We start from the raw sequence: 15332 nt of genomic DNA on the forward strand, positions 1-15332 counted from the left end.
GTGCGGTCTTCAGCGGGTAGATTCGATGGCCTGCACCAGGTCGGCGATGAGGTCGGCAGGATCCTCAAGGCCGACCGAGAGGCGCAGCATCCGGGCATGCGGCTTCGCCTCGGGCGCTACCGGACGGTGCGTGAGCCCGGCAGGGTGCTGGATCAGGGTGTCGATCCCGCCCAGCGAGACGGCATGGGTCATCAACCTGACCGCGCCCGGGATCCGCTCGGCATGCTCCGCCGACGCGACATCGAAGGCCAGCAGCGACCCCGGCCCCGACATCTGGGTGCCCACCAGGCCTAGCGGATCGCATTCGGGCAGCCCCGGGTAGTGGACCTTGCTGACCAGTTCATGGCCTGCGAGCGCGGAGGCGATCTTGTGCGCGTGGTCCTGCTGGGCCCGGACACGGACCGGGAGCGTTGCCAGGCCTCGGTGCAGCATATACGCCGGCCACGGGGTGAGGATTCCGCCGGTCACGGCCCGGACCCGGCGCAGCCGCGCAGCCCATTCGGCATCCGTCGCCACCACGCCGCCCATGGCATCGCCGTGACCGCCCAGGAATTTCGTGGCGCTGTGCAGCACCATCGCCGCGCCGTGCCTGAGCGGCTGCTGGAGCACCGGCGTGGCGAAGGTGTTGTCCACCAGGACGGGAACCCGGGCGGCGTCGGCCGTGAGCCTCTTCAGGTCCACCAGCTCGAGGCTGGGGTTCGCCGGAGTTTCGACGACGAGCAGCGCCGTGTCCGGGCGGATGGCACTGCTGACTTCTTCCGGGCGGGCGAAGGTGGTCTCGGTGCCGAGCAGTCCGCTCGCCAGCACATGGTCGGTGCCGCCGTACAGGGGGCGGACTGCGACGACGTGCCTCTTGCCTTCGCCGGTGGCGGCGAGCAGCACGGCGCTCAGGGCCGCCATGCCGCTGGCGAAGGCCACGGCTTCAGCGGCGGACTCCAGCGCAGCGGTTCCCTCTTCGAAGCGCGCCACGGTGGGGTTCCACAGCCGTTGGTAGACCGTGCTGTCGCCCTCCCTGTGGACGCCGCCGCCGGCCATCTGTTCGTACGCAAGTCCGCCGTCATGCACCGAAGGCAGCGGTGCGGTGGTAGAAAGATCGATGGGTACCGCGTGCACGCCCTGTTCGGTGAGTCCGGAACGGCCCGCGTGGACGGCGAGGGTGTCGATCGTGGTCACTGTGCTCCTTGAATTATTCGCCATTGAATGGCGCCAGTATTAGGCAATAATTCGGGATTTCACAGGGTAGATGAATGGATTGCCGCAAATTTGCCGGATATGATGAACTCATTGCAAATCCAGGAGGATCCGTGAGTACAGCCCCGAAGAATGTTCGGCCCCTCGGCGCCGGCGAGCCGTTGGACGCCATCGACGAACGGATCCTGGCCGCCCTCGTGGACGATGCGCGGATCTCCAACAAGCAGCTCGCGGAACTGGTGGGCATCGCCCCGTCCACCGCATTGATGCGTACACGGGCGCTGTCCGAACGCGGCATCATCGAAGGCTTCGAAGCAGTGCTGAGCCTGGCTGCTATCGGACGCTCGGTGCAGGCCCTGATCGCGGTCCGGCTGCGGGCCCACGACCGGGACCAGATCGACCGCTTCACAGCGCGGGTTCCCGCCCTGCCCGCGGTCCTCTCCACCTTCCACACCTCGGGATCGGTTGACTACCTGCTGCACATCGCCGTCGCCAACACCGATGAGCTGCGCGACTGGGTGCTGGACAACCTGGCCACCGATCCCGTCGTCGGACACACCGAGACCACACTGGTCTTCGAGCACATCCAGGGCAACCACGGGCCGCTGCCGGCCTGACTGCCGACGCCCTCCGGAAATCGGCGCTCCGGCGGACCAGCCGGTCAGGCCCGAGCTGTCAGGCGCGAGCTGTCAGGCGCGGGGCGCCAAGCCGGAATGCGCTGCGCCGAGGGCATCGGCGCGCAGCTCACCCAGCCGCTCCCGGCGGGCAATGGCCGCACTCCGCTGCGCGCGTTCGCCGACCTGGATGAGGCGACGGTTCTCGGACCAGGAGAGCAGCCTGGCACCGATGCCGGCTGCGGCCGACTCGATGATGGATGGCTGACGGTATACGCCGCATGATGCGGTGGCTGAACTCATGACTTCTTCCCTTCACTGCTTTGTGAATCTCTGCTTGCGGCTTTGCCGGCCGAGGCCGGGACGCCGAGGATGGGGAACGCGTTGAAGTGGATCTGGACCGGGCGGGCGTCCTCGGGGACCGGTTCGCTGCGGATCTCCTCCAGCAGCTTGTGGCCGAGGGCCTCCATGGCATGGGCATAACGGGCCAGCTGCTCCGCTGACATCCGGGCGTTGACTGTGCTGACGGTGGAAACCTGCAGCCAGTCAGAGTCCAGGACATCGACGCCGTGCTCCATGAAGTCTGCAAGCACTGCCTGCCGGCCACGCTCGAATTCCCGGCTCACCAGCCGCGAGGCCTCCTGGGTGGCCGGCGAGGTGGCCAGCTCCGGCGACGTGATCTGGATGGCGATCGGCGGCCGCTCCCACCACCGTTCGCGCGCGGTCCCTTTGCCCTCAACCTCCCGCACGAAGTCGAACTTCGCCAGTTGGCGCAGGTGGTAGCTCGTGGCGCCGCTGGATTCGCCCAGCAGGTCCGCCAGCCCACAGGCCGTCTGGGCGCCGTAGCGGGAGAGCATCTCGAGGATCTGGACCCGCAGGGGGTGCGCCAGCGCCTTGAGGGACGCCGTATCGACTTTGCGGAGCGGGAAATCCGGCTCCCGGACTGTGACCATGACACAAGAATAGAGTTGCAAAGAACTCTTTGCAACGGTTTCTTTGCAACTATTTCTTTGCAACTGACTTTGGCGGGACCAGGTGCCCTGCCCCTATGCGATCATCGCGCGAAAACCGGCCTGATACCCCGCCGTGAAACCAGCGCCAGGACCAGTGCCGCCGCACCGCAGATCAGTGCGAACCCTGTCACGGCCGGCTCAAGTCCGAAAGCGGACGAGGCCAGGCCAAGGCCGATGACGGGCACGGCGCTGCCCAGATAGGTGATGACGTACACGGTGCTGATGACCTGGGCGTGCCGTGGGGGATCGGCTTTGGTGGCGAGGTCGTTGAACACGAGACGGAACGCGCTGCCCTGCCCGACGCCGGCGGCAATGCCGGCCGCGACCAACAGGACCGGGTTGTGCCAGGCAGCCGCAGCGGACATCAGCATCACGGCGGCCCCCAGCACGGACAAACCGAGCGGCAGGAGCATCCTGCCGCGCAGCGGAAAGAGCTGGCTCAGGGCCGAAGCACCCAGCGTGAGGCCGGCCAGCAAGCCCATGACCGGGCGGGAATCCGTGCCAACGACGGCCGCAAAATAGCCAGGGCCCAGGGAGAGGCAGAAGCCGAAGACGGCGAAGCTGAGGAAGCCCACCGACGCGGCGAGCGCGAAGGCGCCCTTCGCCTCCCGCGACACCGACGGGCGCCGGGGTGCGAGCGCGGCGTACGGCCGCGGGCCGACGGCGGGCCGGATCGCGGGGCGGGCGTCGAGCATCCAGAGCGGAACCAGCAGGAGCAGCAGGAGCACGCAGTGCACTAGGAACGGCGTGCTGACCGGGCCGGGCAGCAGCGAGAGCAATCCGCCGGTGAAGGGTCCCGCGGCAACCCCGCCGGAAGAGGCCAGGAGGGTGAAGCGGGACGCCCATTCGGGGCGCGACGGCAGGAGCTCACGCAGCGCCGCGGAACTTGCGCCGGTGGCCAGCCCGACCGCGACGCCCTGCAACGCCCTTCCGGCGCACAGCATCCACAGGCTCCCCGCCCCGGCAAACACCAGGCTTCCGGCCAGTCCCAGGACGACCGCGAGCACCAGCGCGGCCCGTCGGCCGATATGGTCCGACCAGTGTCCGGCCAGCATCAGCACCGCCACCAGGGCCAGGACATAGCTGGCGAACGCGACCGTGACACCCAGCGGGCCCAGTCCGAGCCGCAGCTGCAGCAAGGGGTACAGCGGGGTGGCCAGGTTCGCGCCCAGCAGCAGGGTGAACATGACGACGCCGGCCAGCACCAGCCGGGTGGTGGTCGAGGCGTTCCAGCCCCGGCGGACAGCCGCTGCCGGGCGCATGCGCAGTTCGCTGAAGACAGTCATCGTGGTGCCCTTGCCTTGGCGGGCGCGGAACGGCTGCCTTGTGGGCACTGCCGCCACCGCCCCGGATGTGGATGGCAACAGAATGCAGCAAATCTGCGGCAAGACTCAGTCATTGGTGGAACAATTGAGCAAAACAGTCAATAGTTCCCATGCTGTCTGCGCTGGAGTGATGATTTGAACAATCTGGACCCCACCGACCTGAAGATCCTGCTTGAGCTGCTCCGCGATCCGCGGATCCAGATCGGAGAACTCAGCGATGCCCTCGGCATCGCCCGCAACACCGCTCAAAGCCGGCTGCGGCGCCTGCTGCGTTCGGGCGTCCTGAACGACGGCGGCCGCGAGGTGGACCTCGAAAAGCTGGGTTACGACGTCGTCGGCTTCGTTACGCTCGAGGTGACCCACCGGGAACTGGACGGTGTTATCGGGGCACTGCGCCTGATCCCCCAGATCCTGGAGGTCCACGAAATCTCGGGCCGGGGCGATCTCTTGTGCCGGGTGGTGGCCACGGATACGCACAGCCTGCAGTCGGCCCTGCGCGCCATCCTGAAGGTCAAAGGCGTGATCCGCAGCGAAACGGTTTTGGCCCTGCACACCCACCTTGCCTACCGCAGCGCGCCGCTCATCGAAAGGCTCGCAGGGACCCCCGCCGCACCGCCGCACCGGCAGCGCACCCGGCCCGCTGTCAGCAACGCGGGCTAGGATGCGGCCATGGAATGGCTGTCACATATCCTGCAGATCAATTGGCTCGCCGTGCTCCTGGCGTTCGTTTCCAGCATGGTGATCGGATTCCTCTGGTACATGCCTGCCGTCTTCGGGCGGAGGTGGATGGAGGCGATCGCGCGGACCGAAAAGGAACTGAAAGCACTCGACGGCGGTGCCGCCATCTGGGTGCCCATGATGGTGGCGTCGGCGCTGAGCAGCATCCTCCTCGCGGTGCTGGCCGGGGCCCTCGGCCTGGACTCCCCGCTGGCGGCCGGGTTCTTCGCATTTGTGGCGGCAGTGGTTTTCCGTGCCGGCGGGCATGTCATCCACAATGGCTTTGCCGGAAGGGCGGCAACCGTAACGCTGATCGATTCGGGCCATGACATCCTTGCCCTGACGGTTGCCGGAGTCATCATCGGAGCCCTCCCCTAGGGCGGAAGGAACGCCCATGACCATCATCGACAACGCGATCTACGTGAACGGCGTCCGCAGCGCCACCCCGCCCAGCCTGGAGGAGTCCTTCGAAACGCTCGCGCACCACGGCGGCATGGCATGGATCGGCCTGTACCGCCCTTCGGAGGGCGAAATGGCGGCGGTGGCGGACGAGTTCCAGCTCCACCAGCTGGCCGTCGAGGACGCGATCCACGCCCACCAGCGCCCCAAGCTGGAACGCTACGACGACATCCTGTTCACCGTCCTCCGCCCGGCCCGCTACCTGGATGCGACGGAGACGGTGGAGTTCGGGGAACTGCACGTCTTCACCGGCAAGAACTTCGTCGTCACCATCCGTCAGGCGGAGACTCCCGGGGTGGCCCAGGTCCGCCGCCGGCTGGAAAGCCAACCGGCGCTCATGGCCTGCGGACCCGAGGCGGTCCTCTACGGACTCCTTGACCAAGTGGTGGACGACTACGCCCCGGTGGTGGCCGGGCTCGAGAACGACATCGACGAAATCGAGGACCAACTGTTCAGCGGTGATACGGCGGTCTCGCGGCGTATCTACGAACTTGCCAGGGAAGTCATCCAGTTTCAGCGCGCCATCAACCCCTTGCCTGACATGATCTCCATGCTGCGCGGCGGCTTTGCCAAATACGGCGTGGACATCGAACTGCAGCGCAACCTGCGCGACGTCGAAGACCACGTGGAGCAGCTCATCTCCAAGGTGCAGGGCTTCCGCGAACTGCTCCAGAACGCCCTCACCCTGGACGGCACCCTCACCGCCAACCGGCAGAACGAGGCCAACGCCGCGCAGAACGAACAGGTGAAGAAGATCTCCTCCTGGGCTGCCATCCTCTTCGCCCCGTCCTTCGTGGCCGGCGTGTACGGGATGAACTTCGATTTCATGCCTGAGCTGCACTGGCTCGTCGGCTACCCCTTCGCCCTCATCCTGATGTTCGGGGCGGCCCTGCTCATGTACGGGATCTTCAAGCGGAAAGGCTGGTTGTGACGGCTTCCTCGGCTGCAGCCCTGCTCATGGCGGGAATCGAAGCCGAGGCGGCTACCGCAGGCTTTGCCCTGGAAGCCAGCCAGGCAACCGCCGCCCGGCGGCTCTGCGAACTGGGCGCCGCCGTCGGGCAGTCCAAGGGGACACGGCTCCGCCGCTTCCCGCTGCGAGGCAGGACGCCCCGGAGCGTCTACCTGCACGGTCCCGTGGGCCGCGGCAAGAGCTGGGTGATGGATAGCTTCTACCGGCAGCTCACCGGCCGCAAGCGGCGGGTGCACTTCCACGACTTCTTCCGCAAGCTGCACGCGGGAGTACGGACAGCCGCCGGCAGCGACGGCACGGCCATCCAGCAGGCCGTGGATTCCCTGTTGGCCGGCATCGACGTGCTGTGCTTCGACGAGTTCCATGTCCACGACGTCGGCGACGGCATGTTCATCGCCCGCCTGCTGCGCACTGCCGCGGAAAGGCGGGTCCCCTTGGTGGTCACGTCGAACTATCCACCGGAGCTACTGCTACCCAACCCGCTGTGGCACGATCATTTCGTGCCCACCATAGCCGTGATCAAGGAGATGATGGACATCGTGGAGATCAACGGGAACACCGATTTCCGGCGCAATCCTGCCGTGCCGGGCGACGACGGCGGTCCCAGGGAAGGATTCCGCCGCGGCCGCGTCATCAGCCCCGGAACGCCCCGGCAGCTCGGTGCTTTCGGACTCTTCCCGCCGCCGCCCGCCGAGCAGCGCACGCTGACCCCTACCACCCAGCCGCTGCCTGTCAAGGCTGCCGGAGATGTGCTGTGGGTGGCCTTCGCGGAATTGTGCGGCGGGCTGATGTCGACGGCGGACTACCTGGCGCTGGCCGCGGAGTACCGCGTGTGGGTGGTCGACGGAGTGCCCTCCCCCGCGCATGAATCCGCGGAGGGTTCAGCGGCCGCCTGGCAGCGCTTCGGCAACGCGGTGGACGTCCTCTACGACGAGGATGTCACTCTCTTCCTGGTGGGGCGCGGCCCCCTGGACTGGGATGCCGGCGACGCCAGGCACGGCACCGCATTGCCCGTCGACATGGCGAGGATCGCCAGCCGGCTTTCCCTGCTCGGCCGCGTGGAAACGGGCACGGACGACGAAGCCGCGGGCTCCGAAGAAACCCGCGGCTCCTGAGCTATCCCGGACAGCCCGATCCGGCTAGATTGTCCCGCCGGCGGTGGGCGGCGCACCGGTGTCCTGCCCGCCGCCGCCCCGTTGCTCGCGGGCCACGTAGTTCTCGATGTCGAAGAGGTTGTCCGCCCGCTCGGCGATGTTCAGCAGGGTGGTCATGGACGCGACCTCCTCCACCTGTTCCTTCAGGAACCACAACATGAACTGTTCGCCGAGGGGGTCGTTCTGTTCGCGGGCCGCGCGGAACAGTTCCTCGATATTGCTGGTCACCTGCTTCTCCTGTGCCAGGGCCAGGGCGATGGGCTCCCGGACATCGGAGAAATCGTTGCGGATCTCGGGGATGCCGGGGATGGAGACGGGCAGGTTCCGGTCCAGCATGTACTGGACCATCATCATGGCGTGGTTCCGTTCCTCCAGGGATTGCCGATAGAAATGCGCCGCGAGCTGCGGCAGGTCTTCGCCGTCAAAATAGACCGCCACGGCGATGTATTGCTGGGACGCGGCAAACTCGTTGCCGATCTGTTCGGACAGGAGTTCATGGAATGTCTTGGCCATGGGACCGATCCTAGCCTGCGGCTTTGGTGCCCACTAGACGAGCGCTGGCCGAGCGCGTCACTACCCGAGGGAGGCTAGGGCGACGCCGGCCGCCGCGGCGCCCACCCCGGCGGCCATCGTGCCGAGGGCGTTGAGCAGTGCCAGCCGGATACGGCCCGACTGCACCAGCCTCACGGTCTCCACACTGGCCGTGCTGAAGGTGGTGTAACCGCCCAGGAAGCCCGTACCAAGGACCGCCTGGAGCGAGGCCGGGGCATGGTGGCGCATGACCAAGCCGGCAAGAAGGCCGAGCAGCAGCGAACCGGAAACGTTGATCGCAATGGTCCCCCAGGGCAGCGCGGTCCGGAAACGCGCCCGGACCAGCCCGTCCACCAGGAACCGGGCCGCGGCCCCTGCCCCGCCAGCGAGTGCAAGCAGCAACACCGTCATTGGGCACCCTCCGCGGCCCCGGCCCGCCCGCCGTGCAGGCGGTGTCCCAGGGCGATGCCCAGGATCGTCGCGAGGGTGCCACCGAGCAGGGACGCCGCGAGGTAGCCAAAGGCGTCTGCGGCGCGGCCGGCGTCGAGCAGCTGTACGGTTTCCAGACTGAAGGTGCTGTAGGTGGTGAAGGCTCCGAGGAAGCCGGTACCGGCGGTGAGGCGGATGAGCCTCCTGCGGCCTTCATCTGGGCCCCGCCTGGCGAGCGACTCAAGGAGCCAGCCCAGCACGAGGGCCCCGGAGAGGTTGATCAGCAGGGTGGGCAACGGCCACTGTCCCGGCGAAGGGACCGCCTGTCCCAGCCCGTAGCGCGCGAGCGCTCCCAGGACGCCGCCCGCCGCCACGAGGGCGAGGTATTGCGGGTGCAGGTGCAGGGGACGGCTCACCGGGCATCGTCCTCCGGCTGCCCGCCTTGCGGGACGACGAGCACCGGCGGGCCCGGGTGCCGGGCGAGCCGCTCACCAAGAGATCCTCCGGCCAGCGCCTCGAGGTACCGCTCCAGGCCGTGTTCCTTGCTCCCGACCACGATGGTGGAAGCCCCGGTTTCGGCAGCGTAGCGGAGCAGTTCCCGCGCAGGGTCTCCGGCCAGCACCGCGAAAGACCAGCCGACGCCGGCACCCTCGAGTTGCTCGGCGATCCAGTCCCGGAGTTCCGCGGCGATGTCCGTGGCGTCATCGTCGACGCCGTCCGGGTCGATCGGCTGCCGCGCGCTGTCCAGGGTGGAGTCCACATAGGCCAGCAGCAGCCCGGTGCCGGTGCGGAGCGCCAGATCAGCGGCGTGCCGTAACACGGCCGCCCGGTGCCGCGGGACAATTCCGGCCAGGATCGGGCCCGGCCCTGCAAGGTGCGCAGAATGCCGTTGCTCTGCCATGCCGGCTCCCTTCAGGATTTGTTGGCCTAGGACGATCCTAGGGAACAACTCTGCCGGGAGGACAATGCGTCGGCATCCTGGCAGGCCAGGCGGGAAAACCGAAAGCTCCCCGGGTCGCGTTGCGGCGGCCCGGGGAGCTTTCACTGTGGAGCTAAGGAGATTCGAACTCCTGACCTCTTCGATGCGAACGAAGCGCTCTACCAACTGAGCTATAGCCCCTGGATGGCGGTCCGGTTTCCTCCGGTCCGCGCCAGTGCATCCTACGCTACAAAGTATCCGGCCTGTTTGCCAACCAAGACTCGAAGGTCTCCGTTCCGTGTCGCCGCTCCGGGGCGAGGTTGAGGCCGCGTCTCAGGTAGTCTCCCATAGCTCCGGGCAGCGGAAACTCCACGATCAGGCCCTTGTGCCCGGTGACCCTCCGCCAGCTTTCGGCGAGTTCCCGCATGGTCCGGACCTCCGGGCCCGCGATGGTCACCGTGCGATGCAGCGCTGCGGCAGGCGCTGCGTCCGATGGCGCTGCGTCCGATGGCGCTGCGTCCGATGGCGCTGCGTCCGATGGCGCTGCGTCCGATGGCGCTGCGTCCGATGGCGCTGCGTCCGATGGCGCGAGGGCCTCGGCCAGCAACGCCGTGGCGACGTCCCCGGGCGAAATGCTTTGGAACGCCGCGCCCTTGATGACTGGCACCACACCCACCTTGGCGCCCGCCGCGAACACTGCCGCCACGAGGCTGTGGAACTGGCTGGCCCGCACCGTCACGGTCTCCAGCCCGGACGCCGCGTAGACCCTTTCCTTGGCGGCCTTGGAGGCATAGAAGGCCGCTGTGCTCGCATCGCAATTGATGATCGAAAGGGCTACCGCCCGCCGGACGCCTGCCCCGGCGGCTGCGGCGAGAAGGCGGGCGCCGGCGTCGGCATACTGCTTCCGGGCTTTGCCCGACCGCCCCTCAAGGCAGTCGATCACGACGTCGGAGCCGCCCAGGGCCTCCGCCAGCCCCTCGCCGGTGGTGGCGTCCGCACGGACGTACCGGACGCCGTCGGCCCCTCCATCGGGCGGATTGCGGCTGAATGCGGTGACCTCAATGCCTTGCTTAACGGCAAGGCGGGCGAGCAGCCGGCCGATTTGGCCGGTGCCGCCCGCAATGCAGAGAGCAGTCATCTCAGAGCGCAGTCATGTCAGGCCCGGCGGCGCTGGAGGACGTCGTCCAGGTTGCCCAGGGCGTTGGCCTTTCCGGCAGCCTGGGACTTGCCGAAGGGCGTCTGGGCCGCGGGCAGGGCGGGGGCGGATCCGGCGTTCTTCAGGATCGGCTTGCCCACAGGCTTCGGCTGGGCAGGAAGGTCCAGCGGTTCGGGTGCCGGGCGGCTGGCTTTCGCCGCGTCGACGTACACCGGCTTGGGCACCTCGACGGGCTGCCAGCGGACGTCCGCGGCTGCGCCGGGCGCCTTGGTGTCGCCGGCGGCTTCAGCCACCTTGAGGGCGGCTTGGCGCAGTTCGACGGCGGTCAGGCGGGCGGCTTCGCGGCCGTGGGCTTCGGCGTCGAAAACCGTGGTGTCGCGCGGCTCCGCCTGAACGCTTGCCGTGGCTTGCTTCCGCGCCGGGGACATCGCCGAACGGAACGCCGCTTCCATTTTCGCCCGGCGGTCGCGGACGGCGAGGCGGCGCAGCAGCAGCACAATGCCGGCAACCGAGAACAGGGAGAGCACCGGGAGCCAGGAAGGCGCCAATGCGAAGAGGCGAAGGACGCCGGATACGACAGCCGTCAGCAGGAAGAGCAGGCCGGCAAGGGCCAGGGCGCAGCGTCCGTATCTGAGCTTGAACGCCGGCTCCCGTACGGCAGCGCCCAGCTTGCCGGCGTCGCCGGTTCCGGTGCTCGGTGCGGGTGCGGTGCTCTGCATCGTCTCCATCGCTTTCTCCTGCTGGGGGGCCGTTTTGACGCCCGTCACGGCTTGCAGCCGGGGCGCCTCTGCGGCCTCTTCGTCCATGGGAACCACGGCAGCGGGAAGGAGCTGTGCACGACGGTTCCGCAGTACGTATGGAGCCACCCAAACAATCCACAGGGCAACAGCGACAACAAGGATCACTGAGCTGCTGAGAGGGAAGTCCACATTCAAAACCGTAGAAGGAAACACAGGGGCGCCGCCGCATTAGCCGCGGTGTGTCGCACCAGTTGCATCAAATGAATGGACTATGTGGTCCGCTCAGCCGTTCCGGCTGCGCAGCCAGGTGCTGAGCAGGCCCTCCGGGACTTCCTCCGAGGTCAGCGCGAAGCTGCGGTGATCGGCCCAGCTGCCGTTGATGTGGAGGTACCGTTCCCGGTAGCCCTCGTCCCGGAAGCCGAGCTTTTCGACCACCCGCAGGCTGGGCCCGTTTTCCGGCCGGATGTTGATTTCCATCCGGTGCAGGCCCAGCTGCCGGAAGCAGTGGTCGGTTACCATCGCGACGGCGGTGGGGGCGATTCCCCTTCCCGCACGGTCCTGGTCCACCCAGTAGCCGAGTGTTGCCATCATGGCCGATCCCCAGGTGATCGAGGAGACGGTCAGCTGGCCCACGATCCGGGGTTCCCGGATTCCGGGAATGCGTTCGGCGATGACGAAGGGCAGGGCCGAAGCCTGGCGGGCCTGGGCATTCAGGGACGCCACCATCTGCCGGTAGTTCGGAAGCGCTCCCCCCGGGGCCGGGTTCGAGGCTTCCCAGGGGGCCAGCCATTCACTGTTCCGGGACCGGACCTCGGTCCATTCCTGCTTGTCCCGGTAACGGATGGGGCGGAGCAGCAGATCGCCGCTTTCCAAGGTCACCGGCCAAATGGCCGAACCCCACACGGAGGTTACTTGCCGAGCCGGGAGGCAAATCCCGGAAGCCAGTCACGCAGGCCGGGGCCAAGGTCTTCACTGTCGCAGGCCAGTTCGACGCAGGCCTTGAGGTAGCTCAGCTTGTCGCCGGTGTCGTAGCGGCGACCACGGAAGATGACGCCGTAGACGCCGCTGCCTTCACCGTCGCCTTCCGCGAGAACCTGGAGGGCATCGGTCAGCTGGATTTCGCCGCCGCGGCCGGGTTCGGTCTTCTCAAGGACCTCGAAAATCGCGGGATGCAGCACGTAGCGTCCGATCACGGCAAGGTTGGACGGCGCCTCACCCACGGCAGGCTTCTCCACAAGGCCCTTGACCCGGACGAAGCCCTCGTCGCCGAAGGGCTCGACGTCGGCACAGCCATAGGAGCTGATCTGCGAAGGTTCCACCTCGATCAGCGCCACGACCGACCCGCCCGTGCGGCTCTGGAGGTCGATCATGTCACTCAGCAGGGAGTCCTGGGCGTTGATGAGGTCATCGCCCAAAAGGACGGCGAAGGGTTCTTCGCCCACGTGCTGCTTGGCACGCAGCACCGCGTGGCCGAGGCCCTTGGGGTCGCCCTGGCGGACGTAGTGGATGTCGCCGAGGTTGGTGGCTGCCTGGATGGATTCAAGCTTCGCGGTGTCACCCTTGGCCTCGAGCGTGGCTTCCAGCGCGGGCACCCGGTCGAAATGATCTTCGAGGGCACGCTTGTTGCGCCCGGTAATCATCAGGACGTCATGGAGGCCCACGTTTACGGCTTCTTCGACGACGTATTGGATGGCCGGCTTGTCGACGACCGGCAGCATTTCCTTTGGCATCGCCTTGGTGGCGGGCAGGAACCTGGTGCCGAGCCCGGCAACGGGGATGACGGCCTTGCGGACGGTGCAGTTTTTGGAAGTCACCGCTCTAATCTAACGGAATGCGTCACACAATGGGCAACAGCAGTTGTGCGCCGGTGCGCCATAATCAGGGGCAGGCAGCGTAGTTTGCTTCCGGGATCCGCGAGCAGGAATGGAAAGCGATGACTTTGAAGGACGAAATCCGTGCCGGACACCGTGCACGGCGCAAGGCCCTGGACGCCGCACAGATCGAGGAGGCCGGAAAAGGCATCGCACTGCATGGAATGGCCTGGGCGGCGTCCTTGCCCGGCGGGGATTCGAAAACGTTCGCGGTCTATCTCGGCGTCGGCCACGAGCCGCCCACCATGCCGTTGCTGGAGGCGCTTCACGAAGCCGGCCACAGGGTGCTGCTTCCCGTGTGCGAGGACGACCGCCAGCTGAGCTGGGTGGAATGGACCCCACGCACGGCCTTCCACCGTTCCCGTTTCGCTCCGATCGATGAACCCGACGGCGAGCGGCTGGACGGTTCGGTGGTCGCCGGAGCGGACGGGATCTTCCTGCCGGCCACCGCCGTCGACGGCAGCGGCAGCCGGATCGGCCAGGGCGGCGGCTACTACGACCGCCTCCTTGCGAGGCTGGACGCCGCCGGGCAGCGGCCCCCCGCCGTCGCCGTCGTCTACGCCGGGGAGGTCCTGCCCGCGGGGACCATTCCGGCCGAGCCCTTCGACAAGCCGGTGGCCGGCGCCCTGACCCCCGACGGCGAAGTACGGTTCGCGGGGTCCTGAACCTGCCCGGTCCGGCAGCACCGAGGCGGCCGCCGGTGTTGTCCGCGCCACAAACACTGGCGGGCCCGGCCCCCGTCGATGATAGAATTGGCACTCAGGCCCTGAGACTGCTAAGGAACCACGAAGGTTCCGGACGCGGACAGGACCTGATGTTTGTCCCTGAGGAGGATCACCAGTGCCCACTTACGCCTACGCCTGCAAGGACTGCGGCCACGCCTTTGACATCGTCCAGGCTTTCTCGGACAGCTCGCTGAGCGAGTGCCCGGAGTGCCAGGGTTCGCTGCGCAAGAAGTTCAACAGCGTCGGCGTGGTCTTCAAGGGTTCGGGTTTCTACCGCACCGACTCCCGCGATTCCAAGGGCAGCACCGTTTCCGCGGCGCCTTCCGCGCCCGCAGCCCCCGCTGCCCCGGCCCCGGCCGCTGCTGCCGCAGCAAGCTAAGCCGGTCCCCTTCCCCGGTTCGCCAGGTTTGGGGCTTCCCACGTCCCGGGTTTTCCACATGGCGGTTTTGTCCACATAGCGCGACCTGCCCGTTCTGCCGCCGGCGCGCTCTGGTTAGCGTGGCTTCATGCCAGCCAAACCAGCCCCCAGGTTCCTCCGCGGACGCTCCGGCTATACTCGGGCTTCCCGTCCGTCCGCTGCCCGGCGCCAAGTTCCTTCCACGCGCCAATTTGCTGTCCGGCGTCCGTTTCCTGCCCGGGCGGGAGCGTGGCTGCTGCGGAACCGGCGGCTTGCGGTCGCCCTGCTGCTCTGCCTCGCTGCAGGGATCGCGGTCCATCAGCTGACCCCTGCCTCCGAACACAAGATCCAGGTCCTGGTGGCAGCCCGGGACCTTCCGGCCGGGCTCTCGGTCGGCAAGACAGACCTGGTTCCGCGGGCGGTTCCTCCTGAAATCGTTCCGGCCGGAGCCCTGAGCGACTGGCAGGATGTCCAGGGCCGCCCGCTCGCTGCTCCGCTCAACAGCGGCCAGATCCCCACGGAAGCGCAGTTGCTGGGCCCTGGTCTCCTCACCGGCGCCGGAGCAGGAGCGGCCGCGGTACCTGTCCGGCTCGCCGATCCTTCATCGATCCAGCTCGTCTCGGCCGGGCAACTGGTCAACATTGTGCTCACCGCTTCGGATGGGCTGGGAGGAACAGGCGGAAAACCGGAGACCCTCGCCGCGGGAGTGCCGGTGCTTTGGACCTCGGCGCAGGGCGGCAAGACCGGAGACTGGCTGGGCACGCCGGATACCGAGGGACTCCTGGTGGTCGCAGCCAATCCGGCGCAGGCCGAAAAACTCGCCGGGGCCTCAACCCGCGGAAAGCTGTTCTTCGTGCTGGTTCCCTCCGCGCGCCCAGCGGCTCCAGCGGGCCCGTGAGCCCGCTGCAGCTCAGCCCCAGTGCGGTGGCTTCTGCTCCTTCAGCCACGCGTCATGGTCGTAACCGCCATCGTCGCCCCAGCCGCGAGGTTCATCTTCCGACGCAACCTTGGGGAGGATCCCCTCGGGCGAGGGCTTCCGCCGCGCGCTGGATTTCCCGGCCGACGGCCTTTGCTGGCTGCCCTGGTCCTTCTTGTCGTCCCGGGCTTCGGCGTCCATGGTG

General features: G+C 67.6%; 21 protein-coding genes and 1 tRNA gene. 8 read left to right on the forward strand and 14 right to left on the reverse strand.

Going from position 1 to position 15332, the window contains the following annotated elements; genetic code table 11:
* Window positions 1-9 precede the first annotated feature (9 nt).
* Window positions 10-1197: a trans-sulfuration enzyme family protein gene (locus ACZ9CK_RS12370; RefSeq protein ID WP_426298877.1), complete on the reverse strand. Its 1188-nt coding sequence runs from the start codon at window positions 1195-1197 to the stop codon at window positions 10-12.
* Window positions 1198-1304: 107 nt separating this feature from the next.
* Here ACZ9CK_RS12370 and ACZ9CK_RS12375 point away from each other — a divergent pair, with 107 nt between their 5' ends.
* Window positions 1305-1808, forward strand: coding sequence for an Lrp/AsnC family transcriptional regulator (locus ACZ9CK_RS12375; protein WP_426298879.1), 504 nt, complete (start codon window positions 1305-1307; stop codon window positions 1806-1808).
* A 72-nt stretch (window positions 1809-1880) separates the two neighbouring features.
* Here ACZ9CK_RS12375 and ACZ9CK_RS12380 read toward each other — a convergent pair whose 3' ends face one another.
* From ACZ9CK_RS12380 to ACZ9CK_RS12390, 3 genes are all read right to left on the reverse strand, one after another.
* Window positions 1881-2108, reverse strand: a complete 228-nt coding sequence (locus ACZ9CK_RS12380; RefSeq protein ID WP_426298881.1) for a 2-nitropropane dioxygenase — start codon at window positions 2106-2108, stop codon at window positions 1881-1883.
* Window positions 2105-2758, reverse strand: coding sequence for an ArsR family transcriptional regulator (locus ACZ9CK_RS12385; protein ID WP_426298883.1), 654 nt, complete (start codon window positions 2756-2758; stop codon window positions 2105-2107). The genes ACZ9CK_RS12380 and ACZ9CK_RS12385 overlap by 4 nt, the downstream gene beginning before the upstream one ends.
* Before the next feature lie 101 nt (window positions 2759-2859).
* On the reverse strand, window positions 2860-4104 hold the full coding sequence (locus ACZ9CK_RS12390; protein ID WP_476050901.1) for an MFS transporter: 1245 nt from the start codon (window positions 4102-4104) through the stop codon (window positions 2860-2862).
* Between the two features lie 174 nt (window positions 4105-4278).
* Here ACZ9CK_RS12390 and ACZ9CK_RS12395 point away from each other — a divergent pair, with 174 nt between their 5' ends.
* The 4 genes from ACZ9CK_RS12395 to zapE are packed head-to-tail and all read left to right on the forward strand — an operon-like array spanning window position 4279 to window position 7404.
* Entirely contained in the window at window positions 4279-4803 is a 525-nt protein-coding gene (locus ACZ9CK_RS12395; RefSeq protein ID WP_426298885.1) for an Lrp/AsnC family transcriptional regulator, read from the forward strand.
* A gap of 9 nt (window positions 4804-4812) precedes the next feature.
* Window positions 4813-5238: a DUF1761 domain-containing protein gene (locus ACZ9CK_RS12400; protein ID WP_476050089.1), complete on the forward strand. Its 426-nt coding sequence runs from the start codon at window positions 4813-4815 to the stop codon at window positions 5236-5238.
* 16 nt (window positions 5239-5254) lie between these two features.
* Window positions 5255-6250, forward strand: a complete 996-nt coding sequence (gene corA / locus ACZ9CK_RS12405; RefSeq protein ID WP_476050090.1) for a magnesium/cobalt transporter CorA — start codon at window positions 5255-5257, stop codon at window positions 6248-6250.
* Window positions 6247-7404 (forward strand): cell division protein ZapE, encoded by a 1158-nt coding sequence (gene zapE / locus ACZ9CK_RS12410; protein ID WP_476050091.1) that lies wholly within the window; start codon window positions 6247-6249, stop codon window positions 7402-7404. The genes corA and zapE overlap by 4 nt, the downstream gene beginning before the upstream one ends.
* A gap of 24 nt (window positions 7405-7428) precedes the next feature.
* On the opposite strand, the gene ACZ9CK_RS12415 is transcribed toward zapE, so the two are convergent.
* The 9 genes from ACZ9CK_RS12415 to galU all read right to left on the reverse strand — a co-directional run bounded on the left by ACZ9CK_RS12415 (window position 7429) and on the right by galU (window position 13032).
* Entirely contained in the window at window positions 7429-7956 is a 528-nt protein-coding gene (locus ACZ9CK_RS12415; RefSeq protein WP_426298893.1) for a ferritin, read from the reverse strand.
* A 60-nt stretch (window positions 7957-8016) separates the two neighbouring features.
* Window positions 8017-8385, reverse strand: a complete 369-nt coding sequence (gene crcB / locus ACZ9CK_RS12420) for a fluoride efflux transporter CrcB (protein ID WP_426298895.1) — start codon at window positions 8383-8385, stop codon at window positions 8017-8019.
* Entirely contained in the window at window positions 8382-8819 is a 438-nt protein-coding gene (gene crcB, locus ACZ9CK_RS12425; RefSeq protein WP_426298897.1) for a fluoride efflux transporter CrcB, read from the reverse strand. The genes crcB (ACZ9CK_RS12420) and crcB (ACZ9CK_RS12425) overlap by 4 nt, the downstream gene beginning before the upstream one ends.
* Window positions 8816-9304, reverse strand: coding sequence for a universal stress protein (locus tag ACZ9CK_RS12430; protein WP_426298899.1), 489 nt, complete (start codon window positions 9302-9304; stop codon window positions 8816-8818). Before ACZ9CK_RS12430 ends, crcB (ACZ9CK_RS12425) begins: the two co-directional genes overlap by 4 nt.
* Window positions 9305-9450: 146 nt before the next feature.
* Window positions 9451-9523, reverse strand: a tRNA-Ala gene (locus ACZ9CK_RS12435).
* Between the two features lie 46 nt (window positions 9524-9569).
* Window positions 9570-10460: an SDR family oxidoreductase gene (locus ACZ9CK_RS12440; RefSeq protein WP_476050092.1), complete on the reverse strand. Its 891-nt coding sequence runs from the start codon at window positions 10458-10460 to the stop codon at window positions 9570-9572.
* A 17-nt stretch (window positions 10461-10477) separates the two neighbouring features.
* Window positions 10478-11344, reverse strand: a complete 867-nt coding sequence (locus ACZ9CK_RS12445) for a hypothetical protein (RefSeq protein ID WP_476050093.1) — start codon at window positions 11342-11344, stop codon at window positions 10478-10480.
* A gap of 156 nt (window positions 11345-11500) precedes the next feature.
* Window positions 11501-12121 carry a GNAT family N-acetyltransferase gene (locus tag ACZ9CK_RS12450; RefSeq protein ID WP_426298905.1) on the reverse strand — a complete coding sequence of 207 codons (621 nt, stop codon included), beginning with the start codon at window positions 12119-12121 and terminating at the stop codon, window positions 11501-11503.
* Between the two features lie 5 nt (window positions 12122-12126).
* Window positions 12127-13032, reverse strand: a complete 906-nt coding sequence (gene galU, locus ACZ9CK_RS12455; RefSeq protein WP_426298907.1) for a UTP--glucose-1-phosphate uridylyltransferase GalU — start codon at window positions 13030-13032, stop codon at window positions 12127-12129.
* A 119-nt stretch (window positions 13033-13151) separates the two neighbouring features.
* Between galU and ACZ9CK_RS12460 the strand changes: the two genes are divergently transcribed.
* The 3 genes from ACZ9CK_RS12460 (at window position 13152) to ACZ9CK_RS12470 (ending at window position 15109) form a co-directional block, all read left to right on the forward strand.
* A complete protein-coding gene (locus ACZ9CK_RS12460; protein WP_426298909.1) occupies window positions 13152-13754 on the forward strand; it encodes a 5-formyltetrahydrofolate cyclo-ligase in 603 nt (200 codons plus the stop codon).
* Between the two features lie 175 nt (window positions 13755-13929).
* Window positions 13930-14193 carry an FmdB family zinc ribbon protein gene (locus tag ACZ9CK_RS12465; RefSeq protein WP_476050094.1) on the forward strand — a complete coding sequence of 88 codons (264 nt, stop codon included), beginning with the start codon at window positions 13930-13932 and terminating at the stop codon, window positions 14191-14193.
* Between the two features lie 127 nt (window positions 14194-14320).
* Window positions 14321-15109 carry an RcpC/CpaB family pilus assembly protein gene (locus ACZ9CK_RS12470; RefSeq protein WP_426298913.1) on the forward strand — a complete coding sequence of 263 codons (789 nt, stop codon included), beginning with the start codon at window positions 14321-14323 and terminating at the stop codon, window positions 15107-15109.
* 12 nt (window positions 15110-15121) lie between these two features.
* On the opposite strand, the gene ACZ9CK_RS12475 is transcribed toward ACZ9CK_RS12470, so the two are convergent.
* Window positions 15122-15328, reverse strand: coding sequence for a hypothetical protein (locus ACZ9CK_RS12475; protein WP_426298915.1), 207 nt, complete (start codon window positions 15326-15328; stop codon window positions 15122-15124).
* Window positions 15329-15332 lie beyond the last annotated feature (4 nt).

The sequence above is a fragment of the Arthrobacter sp. TE26545 genome (assembly GCF_056279005.1).

What these genes read in the sequence shown, in the direction of transcription:
- ACZ9CK_RS12370 (WP_426298877.1), bottom strand. Translation starts at nt 1,197, where the DNA reads ATGGCGAATAATTCAAGGAGCACAGTGACCACGATCGACACCCTCGCC.
- ACZ9CK_RS12380 (WP_426298881.1), bottom strand. Translation starts at nt 2,108, where the DNA reads ATGAGTTCAGCCACCGCATCATGCGGCGTATACCGTCAGCCATCCATC.
- ACZ9CK_RS12385 (WP_426298883.1), bottom strand. Translation starts at nt 2,758, where the DNA reads ATGGTCACAGTCCGGGAGCCGGATTTCCCGCTCCGCAAAGTCGATACG.
- ACZ9CK_RS12390 (WP_476050901.1), bottom strand. Translation starts at nt 4,104, where the DNA reads ATGACTGTCTTCAGCGAACTGCGCATGCGCCCGGCAGCGGCTGTCCGC.
- ACZ9CK_RS12400 (WP_476050089.1), top strand. Translation starts at nt 4,813, where the DNA reads ATGGAATGGCTGTCACATATCCTGCAGATCAATTGGCTCGCCGTGCTC.
- corA (WP_476050090.1), top strand. Translation starts at nt 5,255, where the DNA reads ATGACCATCATCGACAACGCGATCTACGTGAACGGCGTCCGCAGCGCC.
- ACZ9CK_RS12415 (WP_426298893.1), bottom strand. Translation starts at nt 7,956, where the DNA reads ATGGCCAAGACATTCCATGAACTCCTGTCCGAACAGATCGGCAACGAG.
- crcB (WP_426298895.1), bottom strand. Translation starts at nt 8,385, where the DNA reads ATGACGGTGTTGCTGCTTGCACTCGCTGGCGGGGCAGGGGCCGCGGCC.
- ACZ9CK_RS12430 (WP_426298899.1), bottom strand. Translation starts at nt 9,304, where the DNA reads ATGGCAGAGCAACGGCATTCTGCGCACCTTGCAGGGCCGGGCCCGATC.
- ACZ9CK_RS12440 (WP_476050092.1), bottom strand. Translation starts at nt 10,460, where the DNA reads ATGACTGCTCTCTGCATTGCGGGCGGCACCGGCCAAATCGGCCGGCTG.
- ACZ9CK_RS12460 (WP_426298909.1), top strand. Translation starts at nt 13,152, where the DNA reads ATGACTTTGAAGGACGAAATCCGTGCCGGACACCGTGCACGGCGCAAG.
- ACZ9CK_RS12470 (WP_426298913.1), top strand. Translation starts at nt 14,321, where the DNA reads ATGCCAGCCAAACCAGCCCCCAGGTTCCTCCGCGGACGCTCCGGCTAT.
- ACZ9CK_RS12475 (WP_426298915.1), bottom strand. Translation starts at nt 15,328, where the DNA reads ATGGACGCCGAAGCCCGGGACGACAAGAAGGACCAGGGCAGCCAGCAA.